We start from the raw sequence: 22,667 nt of genomic DNA on the forward strand, positions 1-22,667 counted from the left end.
ATCCGAAGATACCGTTTCTAGGATTACTTATTTCTAACGATTTTATCTAACAAACCGTTGACGAACTTGTGACTATCATCAGCTCCAAAAGCTTTAGCAAGTTCGATACCTTCATTGATGGCAACCTTAAAAGGGACATCTTTTTTGAAGGTCAGCTCAAATGTTGCTAAACGTACTATGGCTTTTTCAACCGGTGATACTTCACTAAAATCACGGTCTAAGTGTGGTTTTAGTAATTCATCTATCTGAGCGACTTTAGCTGTAACGCCCGCTAAAAGCTCACGAAAATAAGCAACATCAACACCGTCTAAACTTTGTTCGGTTAAAAACTCATGTTCAACATCAGCAACATTGTTGTCTGTTAGCTGCCATGAATAAATAGCTTGAACGGCTAAACGGCGTGCCTTGCGGCGCTCTGAAGGCTTCATTAAATTTCCTACTATACCAACTGTTTTTCTAACTCTTGAAGCACGTTAACCATTTCAAGCAAGCTTAATGCAGCTTCGCCGCCTTTATTGCCCGCTTTTGTACCTGAGCGCTCAATGGCTTGCTCAATGGTATCAGTTGTTAACACACCAAAAGAAACGGGGATGTCATACTCTAATGCTACTTGAGCAAGTCCCTTATTACATTCACCGGCAACCATATCAAAATGAGGTGTTCCACCGCGGATCACAGCACCAAGTGAGATAATGCCATCAAACTTTCCACTTGCAGCAACTCGACGAGCAGCTAGTGGTAATTCCACGGCGCCAGGTACGCGCACAACAGTAATGTTTTCATCTGGAACCTGGCCAAAACGTTTTAAAGTATCTAGTGCGCCACTAAGCAGACTTTCAACAACAAAGCTATTGAAACGCGATACTACGATCGCCACTTTTGCATTTTTCGCTTCGATATTACCTTGAACTATGTTCATTTTTATCTTACCTAATTTAGCTAAAGCACCCAGCCTGGGCGAAAGAGGCGGTATGATAACACAGCCGACCACTCTGAGCGCAATGCAATTATTGAAAATTTTAAATTGAATTTATTAACAATTTATTCCGAAATATATTCAGTTACTTCCAAGCCGAAACCCGACAAAGAATGATACTGCTTAGGCGAACTCAACAAGCGCATACTGGTGACACCAAGGCTTGATAAAATTTGTGACCCGACTCCAACACGACGTGACGTACCTTGCCACGGAGCTGGGGCCATTGCTTGACCATTATCCTCAGCTTCAAATGACTTCACTTTAGCAAGCATGCTGCTGGTGTGTTCTTGATTTCCAAGTAACACTAATACACCACCTTGCTCGGCGATTCGCGCCATCGCTTTTTCAAGCGGCCAGCTGCGTTTTTGATCGCGTTCTGAATGCAATAAATCATTGAAAGTATTTTGTAAATGGACACGTACGAGTGTGTTATCACCCACATTGCCTTTGATCAAAGCATAATGGAGTTGATTATCGATAGTGTCTCTAAATGTCACCATGTCGAACTCGCCAAAACGAGTAGGTAATTTACATTTTGCTTCACGTACAACGGTGGTTTCTTTGTTATTACGATACTCAATTAAATCGGCAATTGTGCCAATTTTAATACCGTGCTTCTCACTAAATACTTCTAAATCAGGACAGCGAGCCATAGTGCCGTCTTCATTCAAAATTTCAACAATAACACCTGACGGCTCAAACCCGGCAAGACGGGCTAAGTCACAACCCGCTTCAGTATGACCTGCGCGGATCAATACGCCACCATCCTGTGCCATCAAAGGAAATATATGCCCTGGTTGAACTAAATCTGATGCTTTGGCGTTTTTGGCCACAGCAGCTTTTACAGTTACTGCTCTGTCGTGGGCAGATATCCCTGTGGTAACACCTTCAGCCGCTTCAATAGATACGGTAAAATTAGTTGAGAATTGAGCGTTATTGTTGGTCACCATTAAAGGCAAATTTAACTGCTGACAGCGTGCTTTTGTCATTGTTTGACAAATTAGGCCACGGCCGAAAGTGGCCATAAAATTGATGGCTTCAGGCGTGACACAATCGGCTGCCATGATCAGATCGCCTTCATTTTCACGGTCTTCGTCATCCATTAAGATAACCATTTTACCGAGACGAATGTCTTCGATGATTTCTTCTATACTGTGTAAAGCCATGTAGGGACCTTTAATTGTTATTTAGGGTGATTATTTATGCTCAGCTCAAAATATTCAAAGCAAAACATGAGTCAAAATACTGTTCTATAAAGCGTAGAATAGGTTCTTATAAAGCTCAAAGCACTTTCTGATAAAATTCAACGGACTATTTCATATAGCCAGCATTGGCTAACATAGACAGAGTGACACCTGATTTAGGTTGCTGCTCATCCTGCGGCTGCATTAATCGTTCAAGATATCGGGCAATTAAGTCCACTTCAATATTTACGTTAGCGCCTGCTTTTAACTCGGTTAAGGTCGTTTCGCTTGCCGTGTGCGGCACAATAGTAAGTCTAAATTGATGACCTTTAACCTCATTTACGGTCAAGCTCACACCATCTATGGTAATTGAACCTTTGTGGGCAATGTATTTAGCTAAATCAGCAGGAGCTGACAACCAAAACTCAATCGCTTGTCCGCGATACTGACGCCCATCAACTTTAGCGATACCGTCAACATGGCCGCTGACCATATGACCACCTAAACGTGTTGTTGCTGTCACAGCCTTTTCTAAGTTAACTTTCTGGCCAACCTGGTAATGTGCAAATCCTGTTAAAGTAACCGTTTCAGCAGAAACATCGGCAACATAGCCATCAGCTAAACATTGTACTACGGTCAAACAGACGCCGTTTGTGGCAATGCTGTCGCCTAATTTTACATCGGATAAATCGAGTTTACCGCTAGCCACAGTTAACCGAATATCGTTACCTCTGCGCTCAATTTTGCGCAAGGTGCCTAGGGCTTCAATAATGCCTGTAAACATAGAGAGTCACTTTTCCTATTTCTGCCCAACAGAATTGAACATTAATGATGAGATATTTTAGCTTAAACCAAATACAAATCGTGTGTCTTGGCCGACATTTCGTTGATCTTTTAATACTATTTTAGGTATTTGATCCATTGATTGATAATCAGTTAAGCTCAGCATGTTGCGGCCTTCACTGCCTAATAACTTAGGCGCTTGGTATAAAACCAGTTCATCGACCAGATTATGCTCAATAAAACTGCCAGAAAGTGTCGCACCCGCCTCAACCATCACTGAGTTACAACTTTCGCCCAAATATTTCAACAAGATATTAAGACACACACGCCCTGCACTATTTGCTTTTACCTGCAGCAAACTAACATGGTTAGGAAAAAGTGCTTGTACAACATCAGAGTAGCCACAGGTTGAAACTAATAGAATCGGTGTTTCAATACTGAATAGCATAAAATCTGCGGTTAATCGGGCTTGGGAATCTAACACGACTCTTAATGGCTGCTGTAGAGATGTGGGTGAAAGCGAACTTTTCAAGCTGCCAAGTTCTTCATAACGCACATTTAAACTAGGATCATCTGCAATAATAGTTTCAACGCCAGTGATTAACGCGCAATGGCGGGCACGCATTCGTTGCACATCTTGTCTTGCTGCGGGACCGGTAATCCATTTAGAAACACCATTAGACAAGGCAGTTTTGCCATCTAAACTGGCGGCAACTTTCACCGTAACCCATGGCAAACCGGTTTTCATCCGCTTCATAAACCCTAGGTTTAACGTCAAAGCTTCAGCGGCTAATAAACCAACCTCAACTTGAATACCTGCATCTTGCAACATGGCAATACCGTTATCGGCTACTTGAGGGTTAGCGTCTTTCACTGCAATAACGACTCTAGCAACCTGGGCATTAATTAACCCTAAAGCGCAGGGCGGAGTACGTCCATAATGACTACAAGGCTCTAAAGTCACATAGGCTGTAGCACCAACGGTAGAATGTCCTTGTTTAGCGGCATCAGCCAATGCATTGACCTCAGCATGTCCTTGACCCGCAACTTGATGATAACCTTCACCAATAATAATTGAGTCTTGGACAAGTACGCAGCCAACAGATGGATTGGGGCGCGTAGTATAAAGACCTTTTCGCGCCAGCTGAATCGCACGACCCATCATTTGGGTATCAAATACACTAAAGCTAGTCATAAAAAGTTACTCAAGTCCTAGGGGAAGTTTATTTTTGCAATTTAGCAATCGCTTCGCCAAATTGTGACACATCTTCAAAAGCACGATAAACAGAGGCAAATCGAATATAGGCGACTTTATCTAGGCTCATTAATTGATCCATCATTAAATTACCTATCATCTCAGAATCAATTTCACGCTCACCTGTCGCGCGTAATGTGGACTTAATTTTAGTAATTGCTTGTTCGATTTCATCCATAGATACTGGACGTTTTTCCACCGCACGTAACATACCACCGCGAAGTTTTTCTTCATCAAAAGGTTGGCGGCTGCCATCGCGCTTTATCACCCTAGGCATGACTAGCTCTGCACCTTCAAAGGTTGTAAAACGTTCATGGCATTCTGTGCATTCACGGCGACGGCGAACTTGGTGGCCATCTGCCACTAAACGTGAATCGATAACTTTAGTATCAGTCGCGCTACAAAATGGACAATGCATTGAACCTCCGAAAATAAAATGGCCACTAAAATTAGTGGCCATTAAAGTTTATCCTATTTACTCATCAAGGTTAAGCTAACCTTTAGGGATAGCATTAGTGATGAAAGGATATTCCGTGCAGTAGGAATTATCCGTAAACAGGGAACTTAGCGCATAAGGCCAACACTTGACCTTTTACGCTATCAATCACAGTTTGGTTTTGTGCGTCATCTAAAATGTCACAAATCCAACCCGTTAATTGCTTCGCTTCAGCTTCTTTAAAGCCACGGCGAGTAATAGCTGGGGTACCAATACGAACACCTGAAGTGACAAATGGTGAACGTGGATCATCAGGTACTGAGTTTTTATTTACCGTGATATTGGCACTACCTAACGCTGCATCAGCTTCTTTACCGGTTAAGTCGCGACCGATTAAATCAACAAGCATTAAGTGGTTTTCAGTACCGCCAGAAACAATTTTGTATCCGCGCGCTAAAAATACTTCAACCATTGCTTTAGCGTTTTTAACAACTTGTTGTTGGTAAACTTTAAACTCAGGCTCTAGTGCTTCTTTAAACGCAACCGCTTTACCAGCAATAACATGCATTAATGGGCCGCCTTGGCCACCAGGAAACACAGCAGAGTTTAATTTTTTGTATAAGTCTTCATCATTAGCTGCAGAAATAATGATACCGCCACGTGGGCCAGCTAATGTTTTATGCGTTGTAGAAGTAACAACATGTGCATGAGGTACTGGAGTTGGATAAACACCTGCAGCAATAAGGCCCGCAACGTGCGCCATATCCACAAAAAAGTATGCGCCAATTTTATCCGCTATTTCACGCATTCTGGCCCAGTCAACAATACCAGAATAAGCAGAGAAGCCACCAATCATCATCTTGGGTTTATGCTCTACCGCTAAACGTTCCATTTCGTCATAATCGATTTTGCCCGACTCATCAATACCATAAGGAATGATGTTATATAATTTACCGGAAAAGTTAACTGGTGAACCGTGGGTTAAATGACCGCCGTGAGCTAAATTCATACCAAGTACAGTGTCGCCTGGCTTCAACAACGCCATAAATACTGCACTGTTTGCTTGTGATCCTGAATGCGGTTGTACGTTGGCGTAAGTTGCACCAAATAACTCTTTAGCACGTTCAATGGCTAAGGTTTCAACAACATCAACATACTCGCAACCACCGTAGTAACGCTTACCTGGATAGCCTTCAGCATATTTATTAGTTAACTGTGAACCTTGAGCTTCCATAACACGTGGACTGGTATAGTTTTCAGATGCTATTAACTCGATGTGCTCTTCTTGGCGACAAGTTTCATCTTCAATGGCTTTAAATAGTTCTGGATCGTAATCCGCTATATTCATCGCTTTCTTAAGCATGGTAACTCCAACGGTAGGTTTTATATTAGTAGGGTTGCGCGGTATTCTACTCTGCAAATGCAAACAATCCCAGCCTTTACAGCATGAATTTAGTTACTAAACAACAATAGAAAATCTCATGCGAAATTGAAAATCACCTTAATTTACAATCGGTAACTTTTTCCACCTCGGCAATTTAAACATTTTTTTAAGCTGCAAAATGCGTAAAACAGTCACCAAAAACACTGTTCTATTTTTACGACTCTAAATGCTTATATTTAGCAGGTAAACATAACTGTAAGTTCAGCTTGCTGTTTAGACTAAATTCTAGCAAATCCGAGTTAGCACGTCACAAGATATAAAAATCGACTTATAACAATCAAAATCAGATTTAAGTTCGATTAAGATTCCATTAGAATCATCCTATTCTGTGTTAATCAATGTTGGAACCTCATGGCTCAATTTGTATATAGCATGCTAAGAGTGGGCAAAATTGTCCCACCTAAAAAGCAGATTTTAAAAGACATCTCTTTAAGTTTTTTCCCTGGCGCAAAAATCGGCGTATTAGGTTTAAACGGTTCAGGTAAATCAACACTGCTGCGCATTATGGCTGGTCTTGATACTGAGATTGAGGGCGAAGCTCGGCCTATGCCAGGCCTTAAAATTGGTTACTTACCACAGGAACCGAAATTAAACTTAAACCAAACCGTACGTGAAGCGGTTGAAGAAGCGGTAAGCGAAGCAAAAAACGCGCTGACTCGTTTAGATGAAGTTTATGCTTTATATGCTGAGCCTGATGCAGACTTTGATGCATTAGCAAAAGAGCAAGGCGAATTAGAAGCTATTATTCAAGCCCAGGATGCACATAATCTAGACAATGTATTAGAGCGCGCTGCCAATGCATTACGTCTGCCTGATTGGGATGAGAAAATTGAAGTATTATCGGGTGGTGAGCGTCGTCGAGTTGCTATTTGTCGTTTGTTACTTGAAAAACCTGAAATGCTGCTACTTGACGAACCAACCAACCATTTAGATGCTGAATCGGTTGCTTGGCTTGAACACTTTTTACAAGAATATACCGGCACCGTAGTGGCGATTACCCATGACCGTTACTTCCTGGATAATGCTGCTGGTTGGATTTTAGAGCTTGACCGCGGAGAAGGTATTCCATGGGAAGGTAACTACTCTTCTTGGTTAGAACAGAAAAATGATCGTCTCAAGCTAGAGTCAGCCACAGAAAGTGCGCGTCAAAAGACTATCGCCAAAGAATTAGAATGGGTACGTCAAGGTGCTAAAGGCCGTCAATCCAAAGGCAAAGCACGTATGGCGCGCTTTGAAGAGTTAAACACTAACGATTACCAAAAACGTAATGAAACCAATGAACTATTCATTCCACCTGGACCACGCTTAGGCGATAAAGTCATTGAGATTACCAACTTAACTAAATCCTATGGCGATCGGGTATTAATTGATGATTTAACCTTCACTGTGCCTAAAGGCGCAATTGTCGGTATTATTGGTGCTAACGGCGCGGGTAAGTCAACATTGTTTAAAATGATATCTGGTACAGAACAACCTGATAGCGGCACTATCTCTGTGGGTGAATCGGTGCAAATAGCCTCAGTAGATCAGTTCCGTGATTCAATGAATGATAAAAATACCGTTTGGCAAGAGATCTCCGGCGGTCAGGATATTATGAAAGTCGGTAATATGGAGATACCAAGCCGAGCTTATGTTGGTCGTTTTAACTTCCGCGGTGGAGACCAGCAAAAAATTATCGGCACTTTATCAGGGGGTGAGCGCAACCGTGTGCACCTATCTAAATTGCTTCAAGCTGGTGGTAACGTATTACTACTCGATGAGCCTACCAATGACTTAGATGTGGAAACCTTGCGCGCATTAGAAGAAGCGTTATTAGAGTTTCCAGGTTGCGCCATGGTCATTTCACATGACCGTTGGTTCTTAGATCGTATTGCTACCCATATTTTAGATTACCGTGATGAAGGTAAAGTGAACTTCTATGAAGGAAACTATACTGAATACTCTACTTGGCTAAAAAGCACTTATGGCGCTGATATTGTTGAGCCGCATCGCTTAAAATATAAGCGCATGACAAAATAAAACAACGTTACAAACAACAGGGGCTGCGGCCCCTGTTTTATTATTGTGAGATGAAACACAACGCATTACGTCAATTTTTTGTCATTTATACTCAATCCTCGCCATAATCTGTTTGTAAACCCCTAACAAGTTAAGTATTATCACTTATTAATGGATTATTTTGTGCGTTGCTGATTTTTGTTAACAATTTCATTTTGCAGCGATTGTATAAGCTAATAGTTATTCAACGGAGATATCAGTGAGATACGGTTCAATTAGCCTTGCGTTATTGTGCTTATTTGCGAGCAACTCTTTTGCTGCATTAGAAGTCATCAACCCAGAAGAAGAAAGACGTCTAACTCAAATTGAAGATCAATTCGATATTGATGCGCTATTAATTTCAGTTAATAACAAATTTACCCAACATAATAAGAAAGCCTTCGATATTGAAGAGTTAGTTGAAAAAATTGAAAGTGAAAAATTATCGTATGATATGTTAATCACTGATTTACCTAAAAAAATTCTTGCTAAAGATAATTTACCTCAAGTCTATAAGCAAATTGAATCAACAGTAAATAAGATTGATGAGCTTGAAACTCGCTCAGTTCAAGAGTCGGCAGCGTTAGAAGCTGAAAACACTGAAATTTTGGCAGAATACAACGCGATTAATAGTAAGCGTACTGAACAAAGTAAACAGTTATTTAAGCTAAAAACCGATATCACTAATCGCTTGATTGGCGATTTATCAAAATCAAGTAGTAGCCTACCGGTTAATATTAACGGTTCGACTGAGTGTTCTAAGTACCAGTCTATTACTGAATGTTTGAAAGAGTCTAAAAGCTTTATTCTAACTAACACTCGTAATGAGTCACCATTTTTGAACGATAAAAGTGTGCTGTTGTCGTACGAAGTAGTCGATGCCAACATGAACATGAATGGCAACTTAAACTACAAAGTCGCGATGAAATTTAAACCATCATATAACAACAAAATTGATCAGTTACTCAACGAACGATTAGGCTTAAGCTCAGCCATGATCACTCTGGTTAGTAATGTGCCTGCCGATTGGTTTGTTAATGGTGTAAAAATTGGTACTGGTAAAGAACTCTTCCATGAAATTCCATTAGGTAAACATGGTATTTTGGCTTCATACCAATCAAAAGATAAATCAAGTGTTGAGAATATTGAAGGCAACGGCGTATTTAATTACACCTTTGACTCATCAGGTTCAACCCTAAGAAAAACTAATAACACTGAATCTCCACGGGTTGCCGCTGAATCGCCTAAAGGTGAGATCAAGCAAAAACCAAAAGCTAAATACACTTTAATGGCAGATCAAACAAGCATTAAAGAAACCAAAGAACCAGAAGCGAAAAAGTCACTGTCTGATCGAGGTTATGAGTATTTTATGGGTGTCACACCGTCAAATAAAAAGCAAAATTTTGAATTTACCAATGAACCGGTAGAAAAATAATTTACTCGATATTAGCTTAACGCTTAATCAAGCCATGCCACAGTGCATGGCTTTTTTATGACGCTATTTTATCCACGTATCAAAATATCCCTTACCTGGGCAATACACTGGCGACTTGCTGCACCAATCGTGATTATGGCTTGTCTTGGTGGCAATTAGTTACTGATACCATCACAATTAGCGCCGCAAGAAGATCGCGTTGTGCTGTATACCTTTATTAAAGCTGCTGAGGGGGCAAGCTATAACCGCATGATAACCAATCTGGACATAGTTGAACAAAGGTTAATGCCATTATTAGGTCAAGGCACGTTCAAGTCATTTAGTATTCAAGCACCGGCCTTTGGTGGTCGAGCGGGTGATCAAACTGGTTTTGTTGTTATGCAATCAGAAGATTGGGCAGACAGGAATGCTCATGTAAAACAAGCTTTAGCACTCATTTCATTAACCCTTAAAGATATTCCAGATGTCACAGTGCGGCCTATGATGCCAGGCTTTAGAGGTCAATCTAGCGAACCTGTAAAGTTTGTATTAGGCGGGTCTGACTATCATGAATTACTCAAATGGCCCAAGAACTTCAACAAGAAGCCGATACTAGCCCTATTCTTGAAGGCGCTGATAAGCAAAAATCAATTCCCCTCAAAGCTAACTTAGGTGAAGGCTACCCCTTAGGAGAAGGATTAAGCTTTCTTGAACAGCGCGCTATCGAATTAATCCCCGCAGACATCTCCATTGCATATACTGGAGAATCCAAAGGTTTTAAAGAAATTCAAAGTGGAGTTATCATTGTATTTGGCTTAGCGTTATTAATTGCCTACTTAGTTTTAGCGGCGCAATTTGAAAGTTTTATTAATCCTTTAATTGTTATGCTGACTGTTCCTATGGGGATATTCGGCGGGTTTATTGGGTTAGTGCTTACCAGCCAAGGTATTAATATTTAAATTCAAATTGCGGTTGGTACTGTGATATTTTTTGGGATGGCATTCGCTACTCTAGTAACCCTGTTTGTTATACCCACTATGTATCGGTTAATTTCAGCATCAACCAAATCACCTGGCTTTGTGGCCAAACAATTAGAAGAGGCGATTGAAAAACAACGTCAGGCAAAGCTTACATAATGCTTAAGTTTAATAGTGCTTGGCTTAATATGGTAGCATGCACTATTAATGCTTTATTAAACTCATGTATCAAAAGGTTGATTAATGTATAAAATTGCTGTGTTTGTTGATGTTCAAAATGTTTATTACACCTGTAAACAAGCTTTTGATCGCAGCTTTAACTACCGTGAGTTATACAAACAATTAGCTGACAGGGGCGAGATTACCCATGCAATTGCTTATGCAATTGCGCCAAATGATGATGGTCAAGTCAAGTTTCAAGATGCGCTAAAATACATCGGCTTTACGGTTAAAACAAAACCCTACATACAACGCAGTGATGGCTCAGCTAAAGGTGATTGGGATGTAGGGATTACCATTGATATGCTTGAACTGTCCGCTGACGTTAATGAAGTTATTTTACTGTCAGGGGACGGTGATTTTGACTTACTGATTAAAGCGATTAACCGTAAATATGACTGTTTAACCCATGTGATCAGTGTGCCACGGTTAACGGCAAAGTCGCTCACAGATCAATGTCAGCAGCATACCCCAATAGATTTTACACTGCTGCGATAATCGGCAAGTTATTCAAAGCACTTTATTTAGCACTATGGCTGACTAAAGTAGGGTTGAGTAAATTATCGTGTACCGGACAGCGATGACATACTTCATCAAGAAATGCCTGTTTTTGTTGTTCATCTAAATCTGCATCAATCGTCGCAATTAAATCAATCTGCTTAAAGCCAATTGGGTCATCCGTTGGCTGTCCTGATAATCCTGCAGTATTTACCACAGCTTTAACTTGCATATCAAACTGACGAATATGGACTTTTTTATCACGCGCAACCATTTTGGCAATGGCAGAAATACATCCTGCAAGTGAAAATAAAAACGTTTCTAATGGGTTTGCCCCTTCATTACCCGCTGTGGGTTGATCTATGATCAATGTGTGCTCACGAATTTGGGCAGTCACTTTCCAACCTTCACCCATAGTGGTGTTTACTTCGATAATTTTGTCCGCCATAGAGCACCATCCATTTCAACAATATTAAATTTACATTAGAAAAATCTTATGGATTTAATTATACCTTTGATTTTTGCATAATGGCAATGGTTACTAAAAATACCATTATTCTATGTTTAATATATTCACTGAAAAGTTGTTCAAAATCCTCTACACTGCCATCGTTTCATTTCGACTTACACGCTAATAATGCACCGCTTTATACAAACGATAAAACAGTTAGGAAAATTATGAACAAACCTGCTAATCACAACTCGCTCATTTGGAGTGATACCGCTCACTTTGCCGTACAAATTTATTATGAAGACACTGATTTTTCAGGCGTGGTTTATCATCCTAATTTTTTAAAGTACTTTGAACGTGCCCGTGAACACGTTATTGGGGCGAGTGTATTGCAACAACTTTGGAATGAACAAGGTTTGGGTTTTGCGGTATATAAAAGCGATATGATTTGTCATGACGGGGTGGAATTTGCAGATATTATTGATGTTAGAACTCAATTTTGCTTTGAAAGTAAATATCGCACTATATGGAAGCAAGAGATATGGCGCCCTAATGCCAATAAAGCAGCGGTGACCGCTAATATTGAAATGGTTTGTATGAATAAAAACCGACAACTCGCACCGATGACATCTGACTTAATTGCATTGCTTAATAAGACTATGCCTTAATACTATTAAGGCCTGTTTAATCGGTAATAGTTTTATTAAGGTTATCAGGGTAATGAGTCATATTAACGCTATATAACTTTAGCGAGTGACAATAAGTACCATCACTAATTATAAATAAGCCTGAAATTGGGATAGCTTTGGGTAAGCAAAGGCAAACTCAGTGGCATCACAAGGCTTAGAAAAGTAATCTCCTTGAATACGGTCAACACCAAACTCAGTTAACGTTTGTAAAATACTGAGCGTTTCAACGCCTTCAACTGTTACTTCAAATCCCAGTTCCTTAGCCAGCGCGATGGTCATTTTTACAATACTTTGCGCTTGTTTTTCATCTTGAAAACCTTCCAAAAACGCCTTATCTATTTTGACTTCATTGACCGGTAAATGGCGTAAATAAGCCAGCGAAGAATGACCGGTTCCAAAATCATCAATAGCCACTTTCATGCCTATTGCCTGTAAAGCCTCTACCGTACTGATTACGTGCTCAACAGATTCCATCAAGGTGCTTTCGGTTATTTCAATCATCAAGCATTCAGCCGGAACTAAATAACGTTGCAGTGTGGAGGTAATATTATTAACCAAGTGCTCATTGTGTAAATCTGCACTGGATAAATTAATCGCCACTTTGACATTAATCCCCAGCTCTCGCCACTTAGCCTGCTGAGATACCACTTGCTCTAATACCCAATCGCTGATCATTCCGATCATACCGGTTTTCTCAGCTAAAGGAATAAACTCATTGGGTGAAACATCGCCCAAACCTTCATGATGCCAACGAATAAGAGCCTCAACTTCAACACACTTACCGGCCTTAATATCTAACTTCGGCTGATAAACCATAAACAGTTTATTTTGCCGTAAATTTTTGGGCAAACTATTTATAATCAATAACTCACGATACTGTTTCTTATCGTCATCTTTATCGTAGTAAGCGATATGATTACGGTGCAGCTTAGATTTTTTTAACGCTAAATCTAATCGACGCAGCATAATGCTCACATCGCCATGATGTTCCGCTACAGCTAGTACCCCTAACTGAACTGTAACACTGATCGGTTGTTGTTCTATTTCGAATGGCTGTTGCAACAGCTGCTTTATTTCAATTAAATATTCATCGCTTACGCTATTGGGGAAAAATAACAAAAATTCGTTGCCATTCATCCGAGCAACAAACTGAGCTTTTTCCGGTAGACCCTCAACACGATGAGCAAAGGCCTTCAACAAAGAGTCACCAAAAACAAAACCGAATAAGTCGTTTACAAAGCGAAACTGTTTAATATCAATTAGCACAATCATGCCTTGTTTTATCGGCATACGACTAAGCATTTTGCGCTTAAAACCGACTCGATTTGATAAACCGGTGAGCTTGTCGCGTTCAACGTTAAAAGGAATGGATTTCTGTAAATTGGTTAACACAGTAATAAGCGGAGTGAACGCTTTGGGAGCAAGGCCAAAATCAACGGGAGAAATCATTTGTAGCTGGCGTTCTAACGTGTATGTCAGATGGCGTAAATATCGTTTTAGACGCCAACAATAAATGCCACCAACAGCCAGGATAATGCCGAGTAAGGTAGCAAACATGAGCACACTAAATAGATATACTGTCTGAGTCATTAAATTGTTTTATTCACGTTATACCAGCACAAATAATTATTATCATCCGCAATTGTTAGTATTAATTATTCATAACTTTCTTTAATTGAATGATATAGATCAGTAAACACATCACTGCCTAAATCCTCTGGCGTTACAGGTAATCCTCGATCAGCGAAAACACTGAGACGCTGCTCTAACTCTTCACCCGCACGCAACTCTCCGGTATAAAAAGCGGCTGAGCGAATAAAGTCTAAATAGGTGACGCGCTCTGGCAAATAATGTAAATCAGCCCATCGTTCAACCACTTCAGTCACTTCAGGGGCAAAGTCCCAACTTTTCAATACAGCTCGACCTATAGGCCCTTGCATTTTACGTACTAAGCCGCGTAGCTGATCGATACTGGCAAATAACTCTGGGTGTAATTCTGCTTCAGACAATATCGGTAATGCACCAATATTATGTACCAATCCCGCTAAGGTAAGGGTTTCGCGGTCTAATTTTTTACTTGGATTACGCTTATTATAAATCTCTAACATTGCACAAGCCGCTGCTGTCACTTCAATAGATGTTTTCCATACTTCATCCATGACTTCCCAGACCATTTCATTAGTCGAGATAAATAGCTGCTCCATTGCAACAGAAGTCGTAATTGATTTAATTTGAATTAAGCCGATACGGTTTACCGCTGCAGTTATATTCTCGGCTTTGTTGCCTCTTGAATATAATGCGCTATTAGCCACTTTAATGATCCGGGCAGAAATAGCCGCATCTTGGCCAATAATATCACCCACTTGTTTCAAACTAGAGTCAGCACGGGAAACCACTTCTTGAACTCTCATGGCCACTTCAGGCAATGTTGGAAGTACTAATGAGTCGTCTTTTAGTTTTTTTAATAAGCTGACTAGTAGTTGATGTTCAGTAGACATATTGTCTCCATCAAAAAAAGGAAAATCGTTAAGAATAGAATTGTATACCGAATACAGGCTAATGTGCGAGTTAAGCTAATCAAAATCATTACAATGTTAAAACTTTACTAACAAAATTATATTACCACTTCAGCACAAGTTTAATATACATCTATATCACTGTTGGTAAGCTTAAAAGGAGAGTTACCTCACATAACAGAGGGCTATGTTTGCTCCACGGTTATATCTTAAGTACGATCCTGCCCCCGCGATTGGTGCGTTTTTAAAGCTAGATTGAGAGTAATTATGTTTAAACCAGAGCTATTGTCTCCTGCCGGTACCCTTAAAAATATGCGTTATGCCTTTGCTTATGGTGCAGACGCTGTATACGCTGGCCAGCCTCGCTATAGTTTACGGGTTAGAAATAATGACTTTAAGATGGAAAACCTAGCCTGTGGTATTCAAGAGGCACATTCTTTAGGTAAAAAACTTTATGTTGTGAGTAATATTGCGCCCCACAATGCCAAATTAAAAACCTATCTAAAAGATATGGAACCTGTGGTTGCGATGAAGCCCGATGCGCTGATCATGTCTGACCCCGGACTAATCATGATGGTACGTGAAGCATTTCCTGAACAAGTGGTTCACCTTTCAGTACAAGCTAATGCGATTAACTGGGCATCGGTTAAATTTTGGCAACAACAAGGCATTAAACGAGTCATTTTATCCCGAGAATTGTCACTTGATGAAATAGAAGAAATTCGTCAGCGTTGCCCTGATATTGAGCTTGAAGTGTTTGTTCACGGTGCATTATGTATGGCTTATTCTGGTCGCTGTTTATTATCTGGTTATATTAATAAGCGCGATCCGAATCAAGGTACTTGCACTAATAGTTGCCGCTGGAAGTATGATGCCCATGAAGCCAAGCAAGATGACAATGGTGACATCATAGCACTGCAATCAAGCCCTTCAATTTATAATCCAAGGGATGCACAAATTACAGTACCTACCTTAGGTGCAGGTGCACCTACCGATAAAATGTTCTTACTCGAAGAGCCCGGTCGTCCAGGTGAACTCATGCCTGCCTTTGAAGATGAACACGGCACCTATATTATGAATTCAAAAGACTTGCGTGCGATTCAGCATGTCGACCGATTGACTAAAATGGGCATTAACTCATTAAAAATTGAAGGTCGAACTAAGTCTTTCTATTATGTGGCTCGCACTGCACAGTTATACCGTCAGGCAATTGAAGATGCCGCTGCGGGTAAGGACTTTAACCGAACACTTATGCATAATTTAGAAGGCTTAGCTCATCGAGGCTATACTGAAGGCTTCCTTCGCCGCCATGTGCATGACGAATACCAAAATTATGAACATGGTTATTCTGTTAGTGACACTCAACAATTTGTGGGCGAGTTTACCGGTAAACGTAATGCCGATGGCCTGGCCGAAATTGATGTTAAAAATAAGTTCTCCGTTGGTGATAGTGTAGAAATTATGACACCACAGGGTAATATGAACCTAACCATTAACCATCTTGTTAACCGTAAGGGTGAACAAGTTGAAGCTGGGTTAGGTTCTGGGCACTTTGTATTCCTAAAACTACCACCAGAAGTCAGTACTGATAAAGCAATTTTAATGCGTAACTTGCCACAAGGTCAGGATACTCGTAATCCTCATCAACAAGGTTAAACTATTATAAGGTTAAACTATGGCTCTACTCATCGACGATAGCTGTATTAACTGCGACATGTGTGAACCTGAATGCCCAAATTCAGCTATTACTATGGGCGAAGAAGTCTATGAAATCGATCCTGAACTGTGCACCGAATGCGTAGGTCATTATGATAAACCGACTTGTATTTCTGTGTGTCCTATTGATTGTATCGCCATTGATCCAGACTATAAGGAGTCTCAAGATGAGCTCCTTATTAAATATGCCGAACTTACAGGGCCACAAGCAAATTAATCGCTACAAAAGCCTATTTAAGTCAATAGACTAGACTTCAACTAAACGCCTAAATACTCAATAGCTGAAGGTAGAGATTGGCTTAATTACTGAAACAAACAGAATTATCAGGCATTTTTTCGATCTCTTTTTGGCTACTTTGAATATTGCTATCAGCCGGTTGCAGTCTAAGTGCTTTTTCAATCATTTCCATTGCTCGCGGTTTACAGCCTGACAAAGACAAACTATAGGCATAGTTATTTAAATAGGCAGCCTGTTGCTCAGAGTGTTGTTCAGCCAGTTGCTCAGTATAAATGAGTCCCTGCTTATACCAAAAATCAGCCTTGACGTTATCAATGGCTAAATAATAGTTTCCGAGTAAAAAGTAGCTTAGCCAGTAATCTGGCCATTGTCGGGTGGCATTTTCTAAAGCTTCAATCGCGTAAGTGCTTTTACCAATACTAAATAGATCTTGAGCTGCACTGGCATAAACGAACGGATCAAAATGTAAACTTGCGGTATCAGTTGGCACTGCCGCCAGCAACCAATACTGGCCTCGCTTCCAGGTTTGTTCAAATACTTTAAATTCGGCGATTCGGTCTTTATTGGTACCTGAATGCAAGACCACATGCTGCTTATCTAGGTCATAGCCTGTAACCACTGCGAAGTGCCACATGGGATACCATGCTGTGGATAAATTTTGTAATACAATAACTGGAATATTTTCACTCACCAAAGAAAGTAGTTGTGTCAGACTACCAGACTCAGCATAAGCAAGCAGCCCCTGTTGACGTGTTGCAGCAACCATTTCAATTTGTAAACTGCCCTCTAAATCTGGAATAAAAAGTGCTGGTGCAATTTGCTGTGGCGTTTTAGTCACTCCATAAAAATTAAATACTTCCGATAGCGTCGTGGGACCGCAAAAATAATCCTCTTGAGGATAAAAAGGCACGTCGGCTATTTGATATTTAAGAGGGATATTAGGGGGATTTGCTAACAATTGCGATGTTTGAGGTGTAACCGATGAACAGCCACTCATAAATAAACAAAAGCCAATCAACAGAATGGCTTTTTTGAATATGCTATATTTCAAAATACAAGTAGCACTGATATTTGAAGAAACGATTTAGTTTATTGGCCGAATGAAGGAAAATACGTCGGTAACACCCACCAAATCGAGTACCACTAATACCACTAATACAGTGACGACCACCCCAACGATGCCACCTGCTGCTGCAGGCATATCATTCATTTGGGTATTCAATTGATTTAATTCCTGGTCCGTCATACTGGCGATACGGATTTCTGCATCTTCAATACTAACACCAAGAGCCACCAGTTTATCTTGAACTTCAACGTTGTTAAGCATTTCAATAACTTGTTGCTTATTATAAATACTTTGTTGCTGGACTATAACCTGTTCGGAAGAAACTATGCCGGCGTAGGCGCCCGAAATACAAGTCAAATAAGTTAATATTACTGCGGCAACTGTAAGAACATTTTTCATTGGATTTCCTTTGGTTTAGCGAGTGTAAACTTCTCATTGAGAGTAGTGTGAATGTTGAGTAATAACAAGGTATATCTGGATGTAACCCTTAGCTTTTTTCTTTCATAAAAGATTGATTAAACGACATGATAGTGGCTAATGAATCTTAAGTATACCCATTCAATATTGACCAAATATCACTGCCTTACTATGCCATATTTACGCATTCTGGCACGCAGAGTGCTGGGGTTGAGCCCAAGGATCAATGCCGCACCTTTAATGCCTTCGATGCGCCACTTAGTCTGCTGCAACACTTTGACGATATGATCATGCTCTAGCTCAACCAAGGCTTTAACCGAAGACTCCTCGTTTTGCGACAGTTTGGCAAAGCTATCGAAGCGATCGAATATCTGCAGAGAATGCCCTTCACTGAGTATAACCGCTCGTTCAATGGCGCTCTCTAGCTCTCGCACATTCCCGGGCCAATGGTGTTGCTGTAAAGCGTGCTGTGCCTCCTGGCTAATTGTGTCAATCTGCTTACCTATCTTCTTATTGAATTTAATCACAAAATGACTAACTAGCAGTGAAATATCTTCTTTACGTTGCCTTAATGGTGGCAGAGTTATCGGAAATACATTGAGCCGATAATAGAGATCTTCACGGAATTTTCCGTTACGCACCTCTTCGAGCAAATTACGGTTAGTGGCGGCTATAATTCTTACATCAACCTTAATCGTACGCGGACTGCCCAAACGTTCAAATTCGCCATCTTGAATGACTCTAAGTAGTTTGGCTTGCATCTCCAGCGGCATTTCGCCGATTTCATCAAGAAACAGGGTACCACCATCGGCTAACTCAAAACGGCCGATCTGTTTGCTGTCGGAACCAGTAAAAGCGCCCCGCTCTCGACCAAACAACTCACTTTCTATTAGTGTCGCCGGCAAGGTGGTGCAATCTACTGTGATCATGGGTCGCTTTTGGCGCGAACTGCGGCTGTGAATTGCGCGGGCAACTACACCTTTCCCAGTCCCAGTTTCACCAAGTAGCAGCACTGTCGCATCCATAGGTGCCACTTGCTCTACTTTCTGAAAAACCTGCGAGAGAAGCTTACTGTTGCCGATAATTTCGTCGAAATTAAACTGCTGCGCTACTTCCTTTTGCAGATAAACATTCTCAGCCTGAAGTTTATCTTTTAATTGTTTAATTTGTGTATAAGTCTCTCGTAGCGACGCTTCTGCCTTTTTACGCTCCTCAATTTCCTGACCCAGTTGCTGATTAGTCTTGGTTAACTCTGCTGTACGCTGTTGTACAGTCTCTTCCAGAGTATTGTTATTCAATCCTAATTGCTTATACAGCAAGCGCACTTCCAGCATGTTATGAATGCGCGTTTTGACTTCAATCAGGTCAAAAGGTTTACAGATAAAATCCTTAGCGCCAGCTTGTAAGGCCTGCAACTTATGATTAGGTTGGGCTGTGAGCACTAACACTGGTACATAATCGTTGTCATCATCAGCCTTAAGCGCAGCCATCACCTCAAAGCCATCCATTTTTGGCATCTGTAAATCAAGTAAGATCAAATCATAGTGATTTTGCCGATTAAGCTCACAGACTTTTTGGGGATCCATAGTCGTGGTTATTTGGCTATAACCACTATTTAGCAACAGCTGTTCGAGCAAAATGACATTAGGTTCCTGATCATCAACAATAAGAATATTGGCGTTAAGAATATCGATTTCAGTGATCGCCATTATTGTGTCCCCTTATCCAGACTATTTACTGACTTATTGGCTTGTTCAAGCGCTATGTCCAGTGTCTTCATAAAATCATTAATTCGCAGTGGTTTGGTGAGATAACCGAAGAAACCTGCATCAAGCCCTTTTTCAATGTCGCGAGGAATGGCATTAGCACTAAGTGCTACCACAGGTATTGACGCTGTCATCGGGCTTTCCCTGAGAATTTTCAATGCGGTCAAGCCGCTAATTCCTGGAAGATTAATATCCATCAAAATAACATCCGGCTGATGAGTATGTGCCATTTCTATACCCTTAATGGCGTCGGCAGCACTGAGAAAACGCAGATTGGACCGACGAGCAATGATATTTTCAACTAACATCAAATTGGCAGGGTTATCCTCGACATACAACAAGGTTTGCAAGCGTTCAGGGGCTTCATACTCTAGCGCTACTGAAGCCATAGCGGGTGTATTTTCAATACTAGATAAAGGTTGGTCTGTTCGATGTAATTCAAACCAGAAGACACTGCCAACACCTACCGTACTTTGTACGCCAATAATCCCCCCCATAGATTCGACCAAACGTTTACTAACCACCAGACCAATCCCAGTGCCTTCTTGGCCATTAGCTTCTTGCCCTAAACGGTTAAAGGGTTGAAAAAGTTGAAAAAGCTGCTCAGCAGACAAGCCTTCGCCCGTATCGCGAACGCTGATGCGCATCATATCTTCGCTACTTTGGCTGCATTCTAGTACTACGCTGCCGCCCTCTCGGTTGTATTTAATCGCATTGGAAAGCAGGTTAATAATCACCTGCTTTAATCGGGTCCGATCAACATTAAGAAAGTCCTTAGTCGCCAAACGTTTGAAGACAACCTTGATATTATGGCTTCTCGCTTGTGGCTCACTCATCAACACACATTCTTCTATGACTTCTGCCAGCGACACGGCTTCAATTGACATAGGTAATTTGCCTGATTCAATCAACGCTAGGTCAAGAATTTCATTGATTAGTTCAAGTAAATACCACCCGGCTTTAAGGATTTGAGCAATGCTGCGTTTTTGTGCAGGTGCGAGTGGCGGAATACCCGACTCCATCAGTTGTGCAAACCCCAATATCGCCCCTAAAGGCGTTCGCAGCTCATGGCTCATACTGGATAGAAAATCGGATTTAGCAAGGTTGGCTTTCTCCGCTACCGCTTTGGCATTTTCGAGCTCAATGTTCTTTTCAAGCAATTTTTGATTGAGGCGATTGCGATCCGTTACATCGCGGGCACCATAAAAAATACCCTGTAATTTTTGGTCACGGTGATAGAAGGTGGTTGCGTTAATGGAAACCACGGTTTCCTTGCCATTCTTGGCTCGGGCTGTGAGTTCATAGTCGGACACTTTCTTTTCACTTAGCACTTTTTCTATTCCGGCAGCGGCAAGTGTGGGATCGGTGAAATAAGCTTTGAATGGCGTGCCTATCAAGGAATCGCGATTATTACCTGTAAGCTCTTCCATTTGTTTGTTCACATCAGTAATAATTCCGGATGGATCTGTGGTGGTCAGTGCATCTATGTTGGATTCAATCAGGTTACGGGTATAAAAGTGTTGATCTTGCAGTCGCCGACCGAGTTCCTTCTGTTCTTCCTCGATGCGCTTACGCGCGGTGTTGTCTGTACCAATTAACAAATACCCTATGATAGCGTCTTGCTCATCACGTAATGCGGTGACCGACACTACCGCAGGGAAGCGACTGCCATCTTTACGTATATAGGTGAGCTCGTAGATATCTTCAATACCACGGCGCGCCTTAAATACTAACGCATCAAACCCCGGCGTAATGGGGGTTTCAAGTTCTATACTAAGCACTTTAGCGCGTTCGATAACTTCCTTCGGGTCGGAAATGTCAGCGGGGGTGATCTTGTTCATCACCTCGTCTGCGGTATAGCCCAGCATGCGCTCGGCCCCCACATTAAATATCTGAATAACACCACGGGCATCGGTAGCAATACTGGAAAAGTTGGCACTGTTAAAAATGGCTTTCTGCAATGCACCCGCTTTGAGCAAGGCTTCTTCCGCCTGCTTACCGACGCTGTTATCTGTGCCGATCAGCAAATAGCCTATTATACTGCCTGGGTCGTCGCGCAGTGCGGTAACTGACACCACTGCAGGGAAACGGCTGCCGTCTTTGCGGATATAAGTTAATTCGTAGATGTCTTCAATACCGCGCGTCGCCTTAAACACTAGTGCGTCAAAACCGGGTTCTATCGGCGTGCTAAATTCAGCAGAAAGCGCCTTGGCACGGGCGATGATTTCTTGTGGTTCCGATATTTCGGCTGGAGTAATATTATCGACCACTTCAATGGCCGAATAACCTAGCATGCGCTCGGCACCAACGTTGAAAATTTGGATAACCCCTTTAGCATCGGTAGCAATACAGGAGAAGTTTGCACTATTAAAAATGGCGCGCTGCAAAGCGCCAGCATTGAGCAATGCTTCTTCCGCTTGTCGGCGTTCACCTATATCAAACATTGCCTCTTCAATCGCGGCTTCAAATACGTCAGCATTATCGCCATTTCTTAGGTCATCTACACTTTTAGAGACATTTGAATAGGTCAAGTTTGATTGGTTTTTTTTGTGCTCTTTTTTCATGTCTAATCTCTATGTTCA

20 protein-coding genes and 1 pseudogene are annotated in these 22,667 nt (G+C 41.2%); 7 read left to right on the plus strand and 14 right to left on the minus strand.

Annotated features, from left to right (window positions below):
• Positions 1-23: 23 nt before the first annotated feature.
• The 7 genes from nusB to glyA form a co-directional block, all read right to left on the minus strand.
• Positions 24-428, minus strand: a complete 405-nt coding sequence (gene nusB, locus ACRWQM_RS12960; RefSeq protein WP_226410668.1) for a transcription antitermination factor NusB — start codon at positions 426-428, stop codon at positions 24-26.
• An 11-nt stretch (positions 429-439) separates the two neighbouring features.
• Positions 440-919, minus strand: coding sequence for a 6,7-dimethyl-8-ribityllumazine synthase (gene ribH, locus ACRWQM_RS12965; RefSeq protein WP_226410669.1), 480 nt, complete (start codon positions 917-919; stop codon positions 440-442).
• 122 nt (positions 920-1,041) lie between these two features.
• Positions 1,042-2,145 carry a bifunctional 3,4-dihydroxy-2-butanone-4-phosphate synthase/GTP cyclohydrolase II gene (ribBA, locus tag ACRWQM_RS12970; RefSeq protein WP_226410670.1) on the minus strand — a complete coding sequence of 368 codons (1,104 nt, stop codon included), beginning with the start codon at positions 2,143-2,145 and terminating at the stop codon, positions 1,042-1,044.
• A 145-nt stretch (positions 2,146-2,290) separates the two neighbouring features.
• Positions 2,291-2,947, minus strand: coding sequence for a riboflavin synthase (locus ACRWQM_RS12975; protein ID WP_434930260.1), 657 nt, complete (start codon positions 2,945-2,947; stop codon positions 2,291-2,293).
• A gap of 57 nt (positions 2,948-3,004) precedes the next feature.
• Positions 3,005-4,141, minus strand: a complete 1,137-nt coding sequence (gene ribD, locus ACRWQM_RS12980) for a bifunctional diaminohydroxyphosphoribosylaminopyrimidine deaminase/5-amino-6-(5-phosphoribosylamino)uracil reductase RibD (RefSeq protein ID WP_434930261.1) — start codon at positions 4,139-4,141, stop codon at positions 3,005-3,007.
• A gap of 28 nt (positions 4,142-4,169) precedes the next feature.
• Entirely contained in the window at positions 4,170-4,619 is a 450-nt protein-coding gene (nrdR, locus tag ACRWQM_RS12985) for a transcriptional regulator NrdR (RefSeq protein WP_188840605.1), read from the minus strand.
• Between the two features lie 127 nt (positions 4,620-4,746).
• The gene (glyA, locus tag ACRWQM_RS12990) at positions 4,747-6,000 is read right to left on the minus strand and encodes a serine hydroxymethyltransferase (RefSeq protein WP_226410673.1); all 1,254 of its coding nucleotides are present in this window, start codon (positions 5,998-6,000) and stop codon (positions 4,747-4,749) included.
• Between the two features lie 432 nt (positions 6,001-6,432).
• Here glyA and ettA point away from each other — a divergent pair, with 432 nt between their 5' ends.
• From ettA to ACRWQM_RS13010, 4 genes and pseudogenes are all read left to right on the plus strand, one after another.
• Positions 6,433-8,100, plus strand: a complete 1,668-nt coding sequence (gene ettA / locus ACRWQM_RS12995) for an energy-dependent translational throttle protein EttA (protein ID WP_226410674.1) — start codon at positions 6,433-6,435, stop codon at positions 8,098-8,100.
• A 238-nt stretch (positions 8,101-8,338) separates the two neighbouring features.
• The gene (locus ACRWQM_RS13000) at positions 8,339-9,553 is read left to right on the plus strand and encodes a hypothetical protein (RefSeq protein WP_434928585.1); all 1,215 of its coding nucleotides are present in this window, start codon (positions 8,339-8,341) and stop codon (positions 9,551-9,553) included.
• 81 nt (positions 9,554-9,634) lie between these two features.
• Positions 9,635-10,668: pseudogene (locus tag ACRWQM_RS13005) on the plus strand (efflux RND transporter permease subunit); the annotation flags it as partial.
• 84 nt (positions 10,669-10,752) lie between these two features.
• Entirely contained in the window at positions 10,753-11,226 is a 474-nt protein-coding gene (locus tag ACRWQM_RS13010) for an NYN domain-containing protein (RefSeq protein WP_226410678.1), read from the plus strand.
• Positions 11,227-11,248: 22 nt separating this feature from the next.
• Here ACRWQM_RS13010 and ACRWQM_RS13015 read toward each other — a convergent pair whose 3' ends face one another.
• Positions 11,249-11,674, minus strand: coding sequence for an OsmC family protein (locus ACRWQM_RS13015; RefSeq protein WP_434930262.1), 426 nt, complete (start codon positions 11,672-11,674; stop codon positions 11,249-11,251).
• A gap of 230 nt (positions 11,675-11,904) precedes the next feature.
• Here ACRWQM_RS13015 and ACRWQM_RS13020 point away from each other — a divergent pair, with 230 nt between their 5' ends.
• Positions 11,905-12,345 (plus strand): thioesterase family protein, encoded by a 441-nt coding sequence (locus ACRWQM_RS13020; protein WP_434928582.1) that lies wholly within the window; start codon positions 11,905-11,907, stop codon positions 12,343-12,345.
• 108 nt (positions 12,346-12,453) lie between these two features.
• Here the strand turns inward: ACRWQM_RS13020 and ACRWQM_RS13025 are convergent, their stop codons facing one another.
• Together ACRWQM_RS13025 and ACRWQM_RS13030 are read right to left on the minus strand one after the other, a co-directional pair.
• Entirely contained in the window at positions 12,454-13,956 is a 1,503-nt protein-coding gene (locus tag ACRWQM_RS13025) for a putative bifunctional diguanylate cyclase/phosphodiesterase (protein WP_434930263.1), read from the minus strand.
• A gap of 65 nt (positions 13,957-14,021) precedes the next feature.
• A complete protein-coding gene (locus ACRWQM_RS13030; RefSeq protein WP_434928580.1) occupies positions 14,022-14,864 on the minus strand; it encodes an HDOD domain-containing protein in 843 nt (280 codons plus the stop codon).
• Positions 14,865-15,149: 285 nt separating this feature from the next.
• On the opposite strand from ACRWQM_RS13030, the gene yegQ reads away from it, so the two are divergent.
• Both yegQ and ACRWQM_RS13040 read left to right on the plus strand, forming a co-directional pair.
• Positions 15,150-16,538, plus strand: coding sequence for a tRNA 5-hydroxyuridine modification protein YegQ (gene yegQ / locus ACRWQM_RS13035; RefSeq protein ID WP_434928579.1), 1,389 nt, complete (start codon positions 15,150-15,152; stop codon positions 16,536-16,538).
• Positions 16,539-16,557: 19 nt separating this feature from the next.
• Complete coding sequence (locus tag ACRWQM_RS13040; RefSeq protein WP_226410683.1) at positions 16,558-16,815, plus strand: YfhL family 4Fe-4S dicluster ferredoxin; 258 nt, start codon at positions 16,558-16,560, stop codon at positions 16,813-16,815.
• An 82-nt stretch (positions 16,816-16,897) separates the two neighbouring features.
• Here the strand turns inward: ACRWQM_RS13040 and ACRWQM_RS13045 are convergent, their stop codons facing one another.
• The 4 genes from ACRWQM_RS13045 to ACRWQM_RS13060 form a co-directional block, all read right to left on the minus strand.
• A complete protein-coding gene (locus tag ACRWQM_RS13045) occupies positions 16,898-17,794 on the minus strand; it encodes a PA2778 family cysteine peptidase (protein WP_434930264.1) in 897 nt (298 codons plus the stop codon).
• A gap of 126 nt (positions 17,795-17,920) precedes the next feature.
• Positions 17,921-18,301, minus strand: a complete 381-nt coding sequence (locus ACRWQM_RS13050; RefSeq protein WP_434930265.1) for a PA2779 family protein — start codon at positions 18,299-18,301, stop codon at positions 17,921-17,923.
• 176 nt (positions 18,302-18,477) lie between these two features.
• A complete protein-coding gene (locus ACRWQM_RS13055; protein WP_434930266.1) occupies positions 18,478-20,028 on the minus strand; it encodes a sigma-54-dependent transcriptional regulator in 1,551 nt (516 codons plus the stop codon).
• Entirely contained in the window at positions 20,028-22,649 is a 2,622-nt protein-coding gene (locus ACRWQM_RS13060; protein WP_434930267.1) for a PAS domain S-box protein, read from the minus strand. Before ACRWQM_RS13060 ends, ACRWQM_RS13055 begins: the two co-directional genes overlap by 1 nt.
• Between the last annotated feature and the right edge of the window lie 18 nt (positions 22,650-22,667).

It is taken from the genome of Shewanella sp. HL-SH5 (assembly GCF_051163755.1).
Taxonomy (GTDB): Bacteria; Pseudomonadota; Gammaproteobacteria; order Enterobacterales; family Shewanellaceae; genus Shewanella; species Shewanella glacialimarina.

Bases quoted from the DNA above. Each gene is read 5' to 3' on its own strand.
- nusB (WP_226410668.1), bottom strand. From the start codon at position 428: ATGAAGCCTTCAGAGCGCCGCAAGGCACGCCGTTTAGCCGTTCAAGCT.
- ribH (WP_226410669.1), bottom strand. From the start codon at position 919: ATGAACATAGTTCAAGGTAATATCGAAGCGAAAAATGCAAAAGTGGCG.
- ribBA (WP_226410670.1), bottom strand. From the start codon at position 2,145: ATGGCTTTACACAGTATAGAAGAAATCATCGAAGACATTCGTCTCGGT.
- ACRWQM_RS12975 (WP_434930260.1), bottom strand. From the start codon at position 2,947: ATGTTTACAGGCATTATTGAAGCCCTAGGCACCTTGCGCAAAATTGAG.
- ribD (WP_434930261.1), bottom strand. From the start codon at position 4,141: ATGACTAGCTTTAGTGTATTTGATACCCAAATGATGGGTCGTGCGATT.
- nrdR (WP_188840605.1), bottom strand. From the start codon at position 4,619: ATGCATTGTCCATTTTGTAGCGCGACTGATACTAAAGTTATCGATTCA.
- glyA (WP_226410673.1), bottom strand. From the start codon at position 6,000: ATGCTTAAGAAAGCGATGAATATAGCGGATTACGATCCAGAACTATTT.
- ettA (WP_226410674.1), top strand. From the start codon at position 6,433: ATGGCTCAATTTGTATATAGCATGCTAAGAGTGGGCAAAATTGTCCCA.
- ACRWQM_RS13010 (WP_226410678.1), top strand. From the start codon at position 10,753: ATGTATAAAATTGCTGTGTTTGTTGATGTTCAAAATGTTTATTACACC.
- ACRWQM_RS13015 (WP_434930262.1), bottom strand. From the start codon at position 11,674: ATGGCGGACAAAATTATCGAAGTAAACACCACTATGGGTGAAGGTTGG.
- ACRWQM_RS13020 (WP_434928582.1), top strand. From the start codon at position 11,905: ATGAACAAACCTGCTAATCACAACTCGCTCATTTGGAGTGATACCGCT.
- ACRWQM_RS13025 (WP_434930263.1), bottom strand. From the start codon at position 13,956: ATGACTCAGACAGTATATCTATTTAGTGTGCTCATGTTTGCTACCTTA.
- ACRWQM_RS13030 (WP_434928580.1), bottom strand. From the start codon at position 14,864: ATGTCTACTGAACATCAACTACTAGTCAGCTTATTAAAAAAACTAAAA.
- yegQ (WP_434928579.1), top strand. From the start codon at position 15,150: ATGTTTAAACCAGAGCTATTGTCTCCTGCCGGTACCCTTAAAAATATG.
- ACRWQM_RS13040 (WP_226410683.1), top strand. From the start codon at position 16,558: ATGGCTCTACTCATCGACGATAGCTGTATTAACTGCGACATGTGTGAA.
- ACRWQM_RS13050 (WP_434930265.1), bottom strand. From the start codon at position 18,301: ATGAAAAATGTTCTTACAGTTGCCGCAGTAATATTAACTTATTTGACT.
- ACRWQM_RS13055 (WP_434930266.1), bottom strand. From the start codon at position 20,028: ATGGCGATCACTGAAATCGATATTCTTAACGCCAATATTCTTATTGTT.
- ACRWQM_RS13060 (WP_434930267.1), bottom strand. From the start codon at position 22,649: ATGAAAAAAGAGCACAAAAAAAACCAATCAAACTTGACCTATTCAAAT.